The organism is Streptomyces sp. NPDC050759, assembly GCF_044456945.1.
Taxonomy (GTDB): Bacteria; Actinomycetota; Actinomycetes; order Streptomycetales; family Streptomycetaceae; genus Streptomyces.
Genome location: NZ_JBITGI010000003.1, coordinates 243,602 through 258,431 on the forward strand (window position 1 = coordinate 243,602; position 14,830 = coordinate 258,431).

The 14,830-nt window shown below is 71.2% G+C and carries 12 protein-coding genes; 8 read left to right on the plus strand and 4 right to left on the minus strand.

The window, feature by feature from the left end; translation table 11 throughout:
* Nucleotides 1-7 precede the first annotated feature (7 nt).
* Nucleotides 8-1,840, plus strand: coding sequence for a hypothetical protein (locus tag ACIBJB_RS11060; RefSeq protein ID WP_398928937.1), 1,833 nt, complete (start codon nt 8-10; stop codon nt 1,838-1,840).
* 5 nt (nt 1,841-1,845) lie between these two features.
* Here the strand turns inward: ACIBJB_RS11060 and ACIBJB_RS11065 are convergent, their stop codons facing one another.
* Entirely contained in the window at nt 1,846-2,508 is a 663-nt protein-coding gene (locus tag ACIBJB_RS11065) for a nucleoside/nucleotide kinase family protein (RefSeq protein WP_398928939.1), read from the minus strand.
* 77 nt (nt 2,509-2,585) lie between these two features.
* On the opposite strand from ACIBJB_RS11065, the gene ACIBJB_RS11070 reads away from it, so the two are divergent.
* The 6 genes from ACIBJB_RS11070 (at nt 2,586) to ACIBJB_RS11095 (ending at nt 10,075) form a co-directional block, all read left to right on the plus strand.
* Entirely contained in the window at nt 2,586-3,071 is a 486-nt protein-coding gene (locus ACIBJB_RS11070; protein WP_398928942.1) for a YybH family protein, read from the plus strand.
* Nucleotides 3,072-3,114: 43 nt separating this feature from the next.
* Nucleotides 3,115-3,852, plus strand: a complete 738-nt coding sequence (locus ACIBJB_RS11075) for a beta-phosphoglucomutase family hydrolase (RefSeq protein WP_398928944.1) — start codon at nt 3,115-3,117, stop codon at nt 3,850-3,852.
* On the plus strand, nt 3,849-6,203 hold the full coding sequence (locus ACIBJB_RS11080) for a glycoside hydrolase family 65 protein (RefSeq protein WP_398928946.1): 2,355 nt from the start codon (nt 3,849-3,851) through the stop codon (nt 6,201-6,203). The genes ACIBJB_RS11075 and ACIBJB_RS11080 overlap by 4 nt, the downstream gene beginning before the upstream one ends.
* A 133-nt stretch (nt 6,204-6,336) precedes the next feature.
* Nucleotides 6,337-7,824: a hypothetical protein gene (locus ACIBJB_RS11085; RefSeq protein ID WP_398928948.1), complete on the plus strand. Its 1,488-nt coding sequence runs from the start codon at nt 6,337-6,339 to the stop codon at nt 7,822-7,824.
* Between the two features lie 103 nt (nt 7,825-7,927).
* Nucleotides 7,928-8,782: a proteasome subunit beta gene (gene prcB, locus ACIBJB_RS11090; protein ID WP_398928950.1), complete on the plus strand. Its 855-nt coding sequence runs from the start codon at nt 7,928-7,930 to the stop codon at nt 8,780-8,782.
* 126 nt (nt 8,783-8,908) lie between these two features.
* Nucleotides 8,909-10,075 carry a HoxN/HupN/NixA family nickel/cobalt transporter gene (locus tag ACIBJB_RS11095; RefSeq protein ID WP_398928952.1) on the plus strand — a complete coding sequence of 389 codons (1,167 nt, stop codon included), beginning with the start codon at nt 8,909-8,911 and terminating at the stop codon, nt 10,073-10,075.
* A gap of 15 nt (nt 10,076-10,090) precedes the next feature.
* On the opposite strand, the gene ACIBJB_RS11100 is transcribed toward ACIBJB_RS11095, so the two are convergent.
* Together ACIBJB_RS11100 and ACIBJB_RS11105 are read right to left on the minus strand one after the other, a co-directional pair.
* Nucleotides 10,091-11,050 carry a hypothetical protein gene (locus ACIBJB_RS11100; RefSeq protein WP_398928954.1) on the minus strand — a complete coding sequence of 320 codons (960 nt, stop codon included), beginning with the start codon at nt 11,048-11,050 and terminating at the stop codon, nt 10,091-10,093.
* Between the two features lie 11 nt (nt 11,051-11,061).
* Nucleotides 11,062-12,534, minus strand: a complete 1,473-nt coding sequence (locus ACIBJB_RS11105; RefSeq protein WP_398928956.1) for an APC family permease — start codon at nt 12,532-12,534, stop codon at nt 11,062-11,064.
* Between the two features lie 357 nt (nt 12,535-12,891).
* Between ACIBJB_RS11105 and ACIBJB_RS11110 the strand changes: the two genes are divergently transcribed.
* Nucleotides 12,892-13,377, plus strand: coding sequence for a DUF5709 domain-containing protein (locus ACIBJB_RS11110; protein WP_398928958.1), 486 nt, complete (start codon nt 12,892-12,894; stop codon nt 13,375-13,377).
* A 7-nt stretch (nt 13,378-13,384) separates the two neighbouring features.
* On the opposite strand, the gene sthA is transcribed toward ACIBJB_RS11110, so the two are convergent.
* Nucleotides 13,385-14,788, minus strand: a complete 1,404-nt coding sequence (gene sthA, locus ACIBJB_RS11115; RefSeq protein WP_398928960.1) for a Si-specific NAD(P)(+) transhydrogenase — start codon at nt 14,786-14,788, stop codon at nt 13,385-13,387.
* Nucleotides 14,789-14,830: the final 42 nt, after the last annotated feature.

Here is a 14,830-nt window from a genome sequence, read left to right on the forward strand (position 1 = left end):
GATCCCCGTGCACCTCACGCACCAGCGCGGCCCGCTGCACGACCTCCCGGACACCCCGGAGGCGTACGACGCCGTCCTCGCCGATGTCGTCGAGCAGGCCCTCGCCCGGCTGACGCCCGAGGGCAACCTCGAACACCCCGACTGTGTCGACGACATCGGCGACACCTCGCTCGGCATCACCTCCCTGCTCGCCTTCGCCTGGCAGCGCGGCAAGGACCCGAGGCTGCCGGAGGCGGTCGGCCGCAGCCTCGCCTTCCACCTGCGCGAGCGGGTCTACATCGACGACAACCCGGGCTACCCGAACCTGAAGGTGCGCAACTCCGGTCTGCCGTACGCCCGTTACACCCTGTCGCCGGGCGCACACCCCATCGGTGACTGGCCGAGCACGGTGTGGGCGCTGCTCCAGGCGGTGAACCTCCTCGACGCGGCGGATGGTCTGGTCGCCGACGGACAGCGCGCCGAACTCCTCGACACGGCCAGCGGATACTGGCACTGGCTCACCGAGGCGACCTTCTTCAACCCGCAGGAGGCCGGCAACCAGGCGATCGGCTGTGTGGTCGGCGGTCTGATGCTGGCGGCCCATCTGCCGGGCCCGGAAGCGGAGTCGGTCCGTGCGCGGGCACTGCGGCTGTACCGGGACGAGATCCGCGCCCACCGGGTCGAGGACCGAGGTGCGGCCCTGCCGCCCGAGCACGGCGGCGCCTACGACAACAACTACGGCCCGATCTCCCTGTCCTTCCTCGCCCAGGCCCACCGGATCAGCGGCGAGGAGATCTTCGCCGAGGACGGCGACGCCCTGGCCCGCTACCTCGACGCCCGTCTGACGAACGGTGGCTTCGACAACGGCGGCCCGCGCTACAGCGAGCAGCACTCCGCCTTCGAGTCGGTGCTGGGCCTTCGGTACTTCGGTGCCCGTATCGGCGCCGACCTGGGCCGCTACCGGGGCGACTCCCGCTGGGCCCGGCACGCGGTCAAGGCGGACGGCGGGGTGGACGGTCACTTCGCCTGGATGCTGGTCTGGCAGATCCAGGACACCACGCGCTGGCACCGGGAGCCGTCCACGCCGATCGCCCGTCACCAACTGCGCGCGGGTACGGTCTCGGTGGCCTTCGACAGCACGATGACTCCGGCTGTGGTCGAGGCGGCCGGCACCTACTACCTGCCCGCCGCCGTCGACCGCCGGCACGGCTTCGGCCCGGTCGTCGACGGCTTCCTGCTGTGCCGCCCCATGGGTCGGGTCCGGGTGCGTGACGTGCGTGTCGACGGCCTCGCGGCGAAGCTGGTCACCAAGCCGGTCGTCGACCGCGACCACGTCCTGCGCCACATCCAGTCCCTGTACGTCACCGACGGCACGAGCCTGTGGACCACGGTCTCGGTGGAACGGCTCCCCGGCACGCCCTACCTGCTGGCCGGTCTGCCGTACGCCGAGGACGACGGCGACCGGGTGCGCCGGACGGCCGAGGCACAGGTGGCCTCCGCGGGCACCCTGCGGCTGACGCACCCGCAGGCGCAGGGCGTGGACCACTTCGACGCGCGCTCGGATGCGACCCAGGAGCAGGCGGCGTTCGCGCTGGCCGCCGACCCCCGCGGGTACGGCAACCCCGACGAGGGCTGGCGCCACCTGGTCAGCTCCACCGCGCTGGAGGCCGGCCCCGTGCCGGACGCCCCGGACGACCTGCACGTCTTCGCCGTGCGCTACGGGCCAGGGGGCAGCTTCACGGCCACCTTCGAGCGCGAGGGCGACGGTCTCACGGTGCACACCGGGGCGTTCACCGCACGCGTCGGCGACCCGGCGGGCGACGCCCACGGTGAGCCGGAACTGACGCTGTCCGCCTGCTGAAGGGCTTACGCCCGGGTGTCGACGCGCGGCAGTGTCGCCACCGGCACCACGAGGTCGGCCCGGTCCCGGGTCGCCGTCACGAGCTCCGCGTTGCGCTGGTCCGAGCGCAGCACCCACGCCAACGCCTCCTCGTGGGTCTTGCCGAACTCCTCGTGCCGGGCGACCAGTCGGCGCACCCGCTCGTCCTCGTCGAGCGCGCAGAACCACACCTCGTCCAGAGCGGGCCGGACCCGCGCCCACGCGCCGGTGCCGAGCAGCAGGTAGTTCCCCTCGGTCACGATCAGCCGGGCGGTCGCCGGCACCGGGATCGCCCCGGCGATCGGCTGCTCCAGGACCCGCTCGAAACCCGGCGCGTACACCACGTCGCCGTCCGTCTCCTCGCGGAGCCGCCGCAGCAGGGCCGCGTATCCGCCCGCATCGAAGGTCTCGGGCGCGCCCTTGCGGTCACGCAGACCGAGGCGGTCCAGTTCCACGTCGGCGAGGTGGAAGCCGTCCATGGGGACGTGCGCCACCCAGGGCTCCCCGGGGCCGTTCAGCGCCCGCACCAGATGCTCGGCGAGGGTCGTCTTCCCCGAGCCGGGGGGACCGGCGATACCGAGGACGGCCCGCCCCTCGGGTCCGGCGAGGGAACGGGCGCGGGTCAGGAGGTCGTCGAAGGTCAGCGGCACACGCCGAGTGTGTCATTCGTCGACCACAGGTCGGCCAGGCACCCTGGAGAGCGGAAGGGGAGAAAGGAGGCCCAGCCGTGCCCCAGGACTTCGACGACTTCGAGGCTTCCCACGCCTCCCAGGCTTCCCACGCCTCCCAGGCCTCCCAGGCCTCCCATGCCTCCGACTCCTCCGACGACGAGGCGCAGATCCGTGCCCTCATCACCGGGTGGGCCGCGGCCGTCCACCGCGGCGACCTCGCCGGCGTGATCGCCGACCACGCCCAGGACCTCGTGATGTTCGACGTGCCGCCGCCCCACCACGGCATCCGGGGCCTCGCCGCCTACCGCGCGGCCTGGCCGCCCTTCTTCGCGTGGCAGGCCCAGGGCGCCTGCTTCGACATCGAGTCCCTCGACATCACCGCCGGCTCCGACGTCGCCTACGCCCACGCCCTGGTGCGCTGCGCCACCCCCGAGGAACTCGCCGAACACCCCGACTTCCGGCTCCGACTCACCTTCGGTCTGCGCAAGGAGCGCGGCCGCTGGCTGGTGGCCCACGAGCACCACTCCTTCCCGCACGACTGAATCCGCCTGTTGGCACGGCGCTTCGCAGGGAACCGTGTCCTGTATGACGGAGCTCGGTCTGCCAGAAGAGATCAAGGCCTGCCTGTTCGACCTCGACGGGGTCGTCACCAGGACGGCCGTCGTGCACGCGGCCGCCTGGAAGGAGATGTTCGACGCGTTCCTGCGGGAACGCGAGGGCGAGGACTTCCGGCCCTTCGACGACCACGACTACGACGAGTACGTCGACGGTCTGCCGCGGGCCGACGGCGTGCGTACCTTCCTCGCCTCCCGCGGCATCGAACTGCCGGACGGCGATCCGGACGATCCGCCGGGCGCGGAGACGGTCCACGGCCTCGGCAACCGCAAGAACGCCCTCGTCCTCGAGAAGATCCGCACCGAGGGAGTCGAGGCCTACGACGACACCCTGACCTACATCCGGGCGGCCCGCGCACAGGGTCTGCGCACCGCGATCGTCTCCTCCAGCGCCAACTGCCGTGACGTGCTGCGCGCGATCGACGCCGAGGACCTCTTCGACGTACGCGTCGACGGCGTGGTCGCGGCCGAGCGGCACCTGCCCGGCAAGCCGCACCCCGACACCTTCCTCGCCGCCGCCCACGACCTGGGCCTGGACGCACCCCGGTCCGCCGTCTTCGAGGACGCCCTCGCCGGCATGGACGCGGGCCGCGCGGGCGGCTTCGGATACGTCGTCGGCCTCGACCGCGTCGGACAGACCGACGCCCTCTACGAGCACGGCGCCGACATCGTCGTGAAGGGCCTCGCCGAACTGGGAGGACACGCGTGATCACCCACCGCTCCTACACCGTCGAGCCCTGGGCCGTCCGCGAGACCTCCCTCAACCTCGAGGTCCTGGCCCAGAGCGAGTCCGTGTTCGCCCTGTCCAACGGCCATGTCGGCTGGCGCGGCAACCTCGACGAGGGTGAACCGCACGGCCTGCCCGGCTCCTACCTCAACGGCGTCCACGAACTGCATCCGCTGCCGTACGCCGAGGCCGGCTACGGCTATCCGGAGTCCGGCCAGACCGTCATCGACGTCACCAACGGCAAGATCGTGCGGCTCCTCGTCGACGACGAGCCCTTCGACCTGCGCTACGGCCGTCTCGTCGCCCACGAACGCACCCTCGACCTGCGCCGGGGCGTCCTGGAGCGGTCCTGCGAGTGGATCTCACCGGCGGGATCGCGGATACGGCTGCGCTCGACCCGGCTCGTCTCGCTCACCCAGCGGGCGGTCGCCGCCGTCGCCTACGAGGTGGAACCCGTCGACAGCCGCACCCGCGTGGTCATCCAGTCCGAACTCGTCAGCAACGAGAGCCTGCCCGGGGCGAACGGCGACCCGCGCGCCTCCAAGGCCCTGAAGTCGCCGCTGGAACACGAGGAAGGCTTCGCCGACGGCACCCGTCTGCGGCTGGTGCACCGCACCCGGCACAGCGGACTGAGGGTCGCGGTGGCCGCCGACCACGTCGTCGAAGGACCCGAACGCACCACCACGAGCAGCGAGGAGACGGTGGACCTGGCCCGGCTGACCGTCACCTCCGTCCTGGAGCCGGGACAGCGGCTGCGGATGGAGAAGCTCGTCGCGCACGGCTGGTCCGGGGTCCGCTCCCGGCCCGCGATGAGCGACCAGGTCGACGCGGCTCTCGCGGCCGCGGGTCACAGCGGCTGGGACGGACTCCTGGACGAACAGCGCGGCTACCTCGACGACTTCTGGGCCCGCGCCGACGTCGAGGTCGACGGCGACGAGGAGATCCAGCAGGCCGTCCGCTTCGCGCTCTTCCATGTGCTCCAGGCAGGCGCCCGCGCGGAGCAACGGGCCATTCCCGCCAAGGGACTGACCGGGTCGGGCTACGACGGGCACGCCTTCTGGGACACCGAGACCTTCGTCCTGCCCCTTCTCACCTACACCGAGCCCGGCGCCGTCTCCGAGGCCCTGCGCTGGCGGCAGCACACCCTGCCCGCCGCCCGCGACCGCGCCGCCCAACTCGGGCTGAACGGGGCCGCGTTCCCCTGGCGGACCATCGAGGGCTCGGAGGGCTCGGCCTACTGGCCCGCCGGCACCGCCGCCTTCCACGTCAACGCCGCCGTCGCGGACGCCGTGGTGCGCTACACCGAGGCCACCGGGGACACGGACTTCGAACGCGACACCGGCGTCGAACTCCTCGTGGAGACGGCCCGGCTGTGGCGCTCGCTCGGCCACCACGACCACCACGGCGTCTTCCACATCGACGGCGTCACGGGCCCCGACGAGTACAGCGCGATCGCCGACGACAACACGTACACCAACCTCATGGCCCGCGCGAACCTCCTCGCGGCCGCCGACGCCTGCGCCCGCCATCCCGAACAGGCCGCCGCACTCGGCGTGGACGACGAGGAGAGCGCCGCCTGGCGGGACGCGGCCGAGGCCGTGCACATCCCGTACAACGACGAGCTGGGCGTGCACGAACAGCACGCGGGCTTCACCCGGTACCAGCAGTGGGACTTCGCCGGCACCCGCGCCGACCAGTACCCGCTGATGCTGCACTTCCCCTACTTCGACATCTACCGCAAACAGGTCGTCAAGCAGGCGGACCTGGTGCTGGCGATGTACCTGTGCAGTGGCTGGTTCGAGGAGTTCCACGACGACGAGCAGATCGCCCGCAACTTCGCCTACTACGAGCCCCTGACCGTACGGGACTCCTCGCTGTCGGCCTGCGTCCAGGCGGTCGTCGCCGCCCGCGCCGGACACCTGTCCCTGGCGTACGCCTACACGGCCGAGGCGGCGCTGATGGATCTCGCCGACCTGGAGAACAACACCCGCGACGGACTCCATATCGCCTCCCTCGCCGGCACCTGGACGGCCCTCGTCGCCGGATTCGGCGGTCTGCGCCGTGACGGCGACTCCCTCCGCTTCGCGCCCCGGCTGCCCGAGCGGTTCAGCCGCCTCGCCTTCAACCTCCAACTCCTCGGGCGCTGTCTGCGGGTGGAGATCGGCCCGGACAAGGCGACGTACACCCTGATGTCCGGCGCACCCTTGACGATCCGCCACCACGGCGCCGCCCTGACCGTCAACGGCGACGGCCCGGTCGTCCGCCCCGTCCCACCTCCGCGGGACCGTCCGGCCCCGAGCCAGCCGGCGCATCGCAGCCCCCACGCCCGCTGACCCCGAGGGCGCGATCCGGACAGGCACCGCTTGGCCGATCCCCACCCTGCACCCGCTGCTGCCGCGGGTTACCTTGGCCATGTTTTGTGAAGTGGATCAAGTCCCCGCGGCACACGGGGGTGAGGGGTTGACGATGGCTCACGGCGACAGCGCCCTGCTGGTCGGCGAGCGAAGACGTACGGCATTGCTCGCCTTCGGCGCGTCCCGGCCGGACGGAGGCGCCCGGCCGCTTGCCGCGGTGGCCGCCGCCTTCACCCTGGCCCAACTCGTCCTGGTCCGCCCCGGCATGGGCCTCGGCTGGGACGAGACCGTCTACGTCAGCCAGGTCGGCGTGCAGGCCCCGGCCGCCTTCTTCAGTGCCCCGCGCGCCCGCGGCGTCTCGCTGCTGGTCGCGCCGATCGCGAGCTGGTCGACCTCGACCGAACTCCTGCGCGTCTACCTCGCCGTGCTCTCCGGCCTCGGCCTCTACCTGGCCCTGCGCGCCTGGCGCGGCCTCTTCCCGGTCCGTGTCCTCGCCGTCGGCGGCGCCCTGTTCGCCTCCCTGTGGATCACTCTGTTCTACGGCCCCCAGGCCATGCCCAACTACTGGGTCGCCGTCGGCGGGCTGGGCGCGGTCGGCTGCTTCCTGCGGGCCCGCGAGAGCCCGAGGGCACTGTGGGGTGTCGTGGCGGGTACCGCGCTCATGGCGTGGATGCGGCCCACCGACGCCGTGTGGGTCGCCCTCCCGCTGCTCGTCGCCGCAGTTGTCGGCCGCCGTCCGCGGTCCTCCCTCGCCCTCGTGGCCGGACTGGTGGCGGGCGGTGCGCAGTGGGTGATCGAGGCGTACGTCAGCTACGGCGGCCTGGCCGAGCGTCTGCACGAGGGTTCCCGCATCCAGGGCGGCCTCGGCCCGCAGTTCGCCGTCGACGACCAGCTGCGCAGCCTGGGCGGCCGGGCCCTGTGCCGCCCCTGCACCGGACCGCTGCCCGACCCCGCCGTCATGGCCTGGTGGGCCGTCCTCCCGCTGCTGGCCGTCGTCGGACTGGTGGTCGCGGTCCGGGCCCGGCGCACGCGAGTCACCCTCATCCCGCTGGCCTGTGCCGCGACGGCCGCCGTGCCCTACCTCTTCCTGATCGGATACGCGGCTCCCCGCTTCCTGCTGCCCGCCTACGCCCTGCTCGCGATCCCGGTCGCCGACGCGCTGTTCCACCTGGCGACCACCCCGTCGGGCCGGTGGCGTCCGGCCGTGGCGGTACTGCTCGGGATCGGACTGGCGGGACATCTGGCCGTGCAGTACGCCGTGCTGGAGCGTGCGGTGCACCGCACCACGCGCGACCACCGCGACTGGGCTCGTACCGCGGCCGAGCTGAACCGCTTCGGGGTGCGCCCGCCCTGTCTGCTCACCGGCCGGCTGTCGGTGCCCGTCGCGTACTACGCCGGGTGCACCTCGGCGGCGGCGTTCGGCCACAACACCAACAGCACCGAGTCCGGGATCGTCGGGGCGTCCCGCCGTATGCCGGTCGCCGTCCTCACCCGGCCCGGCGGTAGCCCACCCGCCTACGCCCACGACTGGCGCACCCTGCCCGCCGCCGGGCTGGACATCCACGTCGCGCCCAACGTGAAGGGGCCCGGGCCGACATGACGTCCGGACAGATCGGCGTCGCCCTCACCTCGCTCTCACGAGTTTCCGGCCCCCGTGCCTCTGGTAGGACTTCGGGTGTCGGCCCGAGGCGAGGGGGAGTGCCATGACGTGGAACGAGAACGGCGGACGGTTGGGGGAGGAGTTCTTCACCCCGGGCTCCTCGTCCTTCACCGAGTTCCTGGCGGGCCACCGCCCCGAGCTGCTTAGCACCCGCCGCGTCCTGCCCGACGGTGTGCGGGCCGCACCGGACCAAGTGCCGCACGGCACCACCGTGCTGGCCCTCTCCTACCGCGACGGCGTCCTCATCGCCGGTGACCGCAGGGCCACCATGGGCAACCTCATCGCCCAGCGCGACCTGGAGAAGGTGCATCCCGCCGACGACCACACGGCGGTCGCCTTCGCCGGCACCGTCGGACTCGCCCTCGACATGGTCAAGCTGTACCAGGTCGAACTGACGCACTTCGAGAAGATCGAGGGCGTCGCCATGACCCTCGACGGCAAGGCGAGGCGGTTGGCCGGCATGATCCGGCAGAACCTCGGCCAGGCCATGCAGGGCCTCGCCGTGGTCCCCCTCCTCACCGGCTACGACCCCTCCGCGCCCGAGGGCGAACGCGGCCGCATCTTCAGCTTCGACATCGTCGGCGGACTCTACGAGAAGACCGACTTCCACGCGGAGGGCTCCGGATCGCCGTACGCCAGAGGCGCCCTGAAGAAACTGTTCCGCAAGGGCCTCGACCGCCGCGAGGCCGCCCTCGCGGCACTCCAGGCGCTGTGGGACGCGGCCGACGACGACTCCGCGACCGGCGGCCCCGACATCAGCCGCCGGATCTTCCCCATCGTCTCCGTCATCACCGAGGACGGCTTCGAGCGACTGTCCGAGCCGGAGACCGAGGCCCTCACCCGCGAGATGGTCGAGCAGCGCCGCGACCGGCCGGACGGGCCGAACGCGACGCCCTGACAGGGCACTTTCCCCAGCCGTGGGGAAGACCTGTCACGGGCTTTACTGCACATGACTTGCAGGTACCGGAGGATGGCACAAGGCTGCTGAGTGCGGCCGTGCCCCGAAAGAAGGATCCTCCGCCCGATGACGGCCGCCCCTGACTCCGCTCCGCCCCTCCTCCCCGCCACCGGACCCGCGAGGGGCTCGGTATGGCACCGCGTCCGTGGCTCCATGACGCGGCAGGAGTGGGTCAGGGCGGGCGGGATGGCCGGGGTCGTGGTGGCGCTGCACGTGATCGGCTGGTTCACCCTCGTCGCGATCGTCGCCCCGCACCACTACGGCGTCGGCGAGAAGTCCTTCGGCATCGGCATCGGCGTGACCGCCTACACACTCGGGATGCGGCACGCCTTCGACGCCGACCACATCGCGGCGATCGACAACACCACCCGCAAGCTGATGGGGGAGGGACAGCGGCCGCTGTCGGTCGGCTACTGGTTCTCGCTCGGCCACTCCAGCGTCGTCTTCGTCCTGGCGCTGCTGCTCTCGCTCGGTGTGAAGGCCCTCGCGGGACCCGTGCGCGACGACGACTCCCGCCTGCACGACGTGACCGCGCTGATCGGTACGACCGTCTCGGGCGTGTTCCTCTATCTCATCGCGGCGGTCAACCTGGTCGTCCTGGTGGGCATCTGGAAGGTGTTCCGACGGATGCGCTCCGGCCGCTACGACGAGGCCGCGCTGGAGGAGCAGCTGAACAACCGCGGCTTCATGAACCGCCTGCTCGGCCGTGTCATGAGGTCGATCACCACGCCCTGGCAGATGTACCCCCTCGGCCTCCTCTTCGGCCTGGGTTTCGACACGGCGACGGAGATCGCCCTGCTGGTCCTGGCCGGTTCGGGCGCGGCCTCCGGACTTCCCTGGTACGCGATCCTCACCCTGCCGGTCCTCTTCGCCGCCGGCATGTCCCTCCTCGACACGATCGACGGCTCCTTCATGAACTTCGCCTATGGCTGGGCGTTTTCGAAGCCGGTCCGCAAGGTCTACTACAACCTCACCGTCACCGGCCTGTCCGTCGCGGTGGCCCTCCTCATCGGCACGGTCGAACTCCTGGGCCTGCTCGCCGGGAAACTCGGGCTGCACGGCCCGTTCTGGGACTGGATCAGCGGCCTCGACCTCAACCTCCTGGGCTTCGTCATCGTGGGGTTGTTCGTCGCCACGTGGGTCGTCGCGCTGGTGGTGTGGAAGGTCGGACGGATCGAGGAGAAGTGGGCGGCGGGCCTGGCGGAGCCGGCCGGGGAGCGGGCCCGCGGCTGACCCCGCTGGACACGCTCAGACCCGCACCTTGAAGTCCCTGCGCCACTTCGTGAACTCGCGCTCCGGGTCCCCGGTGTACGACCACGGCGTACGGGTGCCCCGGCGGTCCAGCAACTGCAGGAGGGGGATGGCGATCTCCTGGAGGCCCGCGTGGCAGGCCGCGTGGGTCAGATAGTTGAGGTCACGCAGCTCACCCGGGGCCACCGTGTGGTCGGCCCGGCCCACGATCCAGCGCTGCCAGGTGCGCCGTACGTCGCTGACGGACCCGTCGTTCTTCCAGTGCTGCCCCAGCCCCACGGACGTCCGCCTGTCCTCGGCCGCGTCCGCCGCGGCCCGGTACTCCTCGACCCGCGCGTACTGCACCAGCACGGGCAGCGCGCAGCCCGGTGGCGCCACCCCGGCCGCGTCGCGGGCGAAGTCGTACATCAGGCCGTGCGAGCCGTGCCAGCGGGACGAGTAGTAGTGCAGCACCTGGAGGTGGCCCTCGACGCTGTACGGGTCACGCCCGTGCAGCTCGTCCCACCAGCGCCCCAGTTCCTGCCGCCGCACCCCGGCCGGGTACAGCCGCGCCACCGAGATCAGGGAGATCCACGGTGTCGGGTCGTCCACGAAGGCCTCGGCGGCCTGCAGACAGGCCATCACCGCGGCGTCGATGCGACGCTGGTCGATCGGCACACCCCGGCCCGCGGCGATGGCCAGGTTGAACGCCCTGGCCGTCTCCGTGGCCGCCCGCAGCACCAGCGCGTCACCGTTGTGCGGCTCGGCCGCCAGCCAGGACTCCACCGTCGAACTGCCCGCGCAGGCCTGGGCGAGCGTGCGCACCCGGTGCCCCCGCGAGAGCCACTCGGGCCCGGTGGCGCGCAACAGCTCCCGCAGGCCCTGCCAGCGGCCGATGACGATGTCCTGGCGGGCGGTGGTGAGCGGGACGTCCCCGCAGTCGGGGTCGAACTCGGGGGCGAAACGGTCTCTCGCCATCGCACAACCCCTCAGAAGTCGGTGGGGAGACCGTCGTGGACGAGCGAAGGCCCCGATGCCCCGCCGTCGGGTACGTAGTCCGCCTCGACAGTACGGCTCGCGTCAAGCTTCGCGGGCCGGTAGTAGTCGCTGCCCCGCCTCCAGTACCAGAACATCGGGATCAGGCCCACCGCGAGCCCGCCGACGCCGATCGTGATCGCGGCCGTGCTCAGCTCGCCCAGCGACTCGACGAAGATCCAGAACATGAACAGCGCGCCCAGCAACGGCCACAGCCCGCCGAGCAGGAAGTCGGCCGTGGACTTCAGCAGCATCTTGCGGTACGCGACGACGACCGCGAGGCCGCTCAGGCCGTAGTAGACGGCGATCTGCAGCCCGATCGCCGAGATCGCGTCGGAGAGGATGTCGCCCACCGAGCCCAGGGCGTTGGAGGCGATGAACATCATCAGCGCCACTGCGCCGACCACCACGATCGCCACCCACGGCGTGTTCCAGCGGCGGTGCACCCGGCCCAGCGCGGACGGCATCGTACGGTCCCGGCCCATCGCGAACAGCGAGCGCGTGACCTGGATCAGCGTGGTCTCCAGCGTGGCGATGGTCGACAGCATCACCGCGACGATCAGCAGCTTCCCGCCCCAGCCCGGCCAGACCTCCTCACCGAGCACGGCGAGCACGTTGGCGTCGTTCTCCTCGATCTGCTTCGAGGTGAGGATGACGTTCACCGCGATCGTGAAGACCTCGAACAGCAGGAAGACGATGCCGACCCCGATGAGCCCCGCGAGTCCCGTCGTACGGCGGCTGTTGCGGGTCTCCTCGCTCAGGTTGCTGGTGACGTCCCAACCCCAGTAGTAGAACGCGGCGATCAGCGCCCCCGAGGCGAAGCCCTGCATGCCGTCGAAGTGACCGAAGCCGAGCCAGGACCAGTCGAAGGCGCGCGCGTTGCCCGTGTGGAAGAACGCGAGCACCGCGAACAGGGCCAGTATCGCGAGCTCCACACCCGACATGACGAGCTGGGCGCGCACGGTCAGCCGGGCACCGCCGAGCACCACGAGCAGCATCAGCACGAACCAGGCCGCGCCCACGACGGTCGACAGCGCGGTGTTGTCCGCGAGGTCCTGGTCGAAGAGGGCCAGCGTCATCGAACCGGCGGGCAGCGAGCCGGCCACCATGAAGATGGTCGCCGAGATCACCAGCGCCCAGCCGCTGACGAAGCCCAGAAAGGGGTGGAGTGTGCGGCCCACCCAGGAGTAGCTGGCGCCCGCGTTGACGTCGATCCGGCTGAGATAGCTGAACGCGAGCGCGATGCCCAGCATGGGGATCGCGCAGTACAGCAGAGCCGCCGGACTGGCCAGGCCCACCGAGCCGACCAGGACCGCGGTGGTGGCGGCGATCGAGTACGCGGGCGCGCTGCCCGCGACGGCCATCACCACCGTGTCGAAGGTACCGAGGGCGTTGGCCTGCAGCCCTCTGCCCCTGCTGATGCTCATGGTTGCGCTGCTTTCGGTAGGGCACGACGCACGGCGGAGGAGGACCGTACGGCGCAAAAGGGGTGGGGGTGGCTTTGCCCCGGGCACTGAGAGGGATGGCCTCGGGCACGGGCGGTGAGGAGAGGAACCGAAGGGGGTGCGCGGAGGACCGTACGGCCGCTGCGTGGACGGCCGGTCACTCCGTGTATGCGAGTGATGATAGCCGTATTCCTTGATCCTTCAAGATTAACTGGGGGGTAACCTTCCGCCCGTGGAATGCCTTACTCCGGCGGCCTTTTGAGGTTGGAGAGCGCATACGGGGAAACGCGGATCAGGACACCGCATCGAACCGTACGCGACGCGCGAGGGAGGCAGCCCATGGGCACCGAACCGACACCCGCCGAGCCGCTGGCCGACGACGCCTACCAGCCCACCGGAACCAACGAGGAGCAGGAGGACGCGGCCCCGCTCGACCTCCAGGACGCCGTCGACGAACGGACCTACGACGACACCCTCGACGAGGGCTACTCGCCACCGGAGAAGCCCCTCGGCGTCACCCGGCACGGCACCACCGCGGCCGAACAGCATGACGGGGAGACCCTCGACGAACGCCTCGCCCAGGAGGTCCCCGAGGGGACCGAGCCCCTCGGCGACGAGATCGGCGACCTCCCCGGCGGTGAGGGCGAACCGGTCGACCCGGAGGCCGGTTCCGAGCGCGCCGGACGCCTCGTCGCCCCCGACGAGGGCGCCCACCCCACCACCACGAAGGACGAGGTCGCCGGCGACGTGGGCATCGACGCGGGCGCGGCAGGCGCGGAGGAGGCCGCCGTGCACATCGTCGATGACCCCTCCGAGGAACCCTGACGGATGTTCAGTCCCCGATCCGGTCGATCTGGCGGAGTTTGTTCGTGGCGTCCAGGGCCGCGACCTTGTAGGACTCCGCGAGCGTCGGGTAGTTGAACACCGCGTCGACCAGGTAGTCGACCGTGCCGCCACAGCCCATCACGGTCTGCCCGATGTGGATCAGTTCGGTGGCCCCGGTGCCGAAGCAGTGCACGCCCAGCAGGGTGCGGTCCTCCGGGGACACCAGCAGCTTCAGCATGCCGTGGGAGTCCCCGATGATCTGGCCGCGGGCGAGTTCGCGGTACCGGGAGATGCCGACCTCGAACGGCACGCTGTCCTCGGTGAGTTGGTCCTCGGTACGTCCGACGAAGCTGATCTCCGGGATGGTGTAGATGCCGATGGGCTGGAGATGGTGCATCTGTCCGACCGGCTCGCCGAAGGCGTGGTAGGCGGCCGACCTGCCCTGTTCCATGGACGTCGCCGCCAGCGCCGGGAAGCCGATCACGTCTCCCACGGCGTAGATGTGCGGCACCTCGGTGCGGTAGTGCTCGTCGACCGTGATCCGGCCGCGCCTGTCGGCGGCCAATCCGGCCTTGTCCAGGTCGAGTTCGTCGGTCAGGCCCTGCCGCCCTGCCGAGTACATCACGGCGTCGGCGGGTATCTTCTTGCCGCTCTCCAGGATGGTGAGCGTGCCGCGGGGATGGCGCTCGACCGCGGCGACGGTCTCACCGAAGCGGAACGTCACGGCCAGATCGCGCAGATGGTACTTCAGCGCCTCGATGACCTCGACGTCACAGATGTCGAGCATTCCGGGCCGCTTCTCGACGACCGTCACCTTGCTGCCGAGCGCGGCGAACATGGAGGCGTACTCCATGCCGATGACCCCGGCGCCGACGATGACCATGGAGCGCGGGACGCGTTCGAGGGCGAGCACGTTGTCGGAGTCCATGATCGTGCGGCCGTCGAACTCGACGGTGTCCGGCCGCGCCGGGCGGGTGCCCGTGGCGATGACGATGTTCTCCGCGCTGAGCAGACGCTCATGACCGGTGACCTCGCGCAGGGCGACGGTGTGCGGGTCGACGAAGCGGCCGGTGCCGGCGTAGAGGGCGACGTGGTTGCGGGAGAGCTGACTGCGGATCACGTCGACCTCGCGGCCGACCACGTGCTGGGTGCGCGCGGTCAGATCGGAGACGGTGATGTCCTCCTTGAGCCGGTAGCTCTGTCCGTACAGGTCGCGCTGGGTGAGGCCGGTCAGATACAGCACCGCCTCGCGCAGGGTCTTGGAGGGGATGGTGCCGGTGTGGATGGAGACCCCGCCGACCATGTCGGGGCGGTCGACGACGGCCACCCGGTGGCCCAGCTTGGCCGCGGCGATGGCGGCCTTCTGGCCACCCGGACCGGATCCGATGACGAGCATGTCGAAGTCGGGCACCCTCGGGAGTCTGACAGCCGCAGGGTCCCTTCCGAAAGGGTG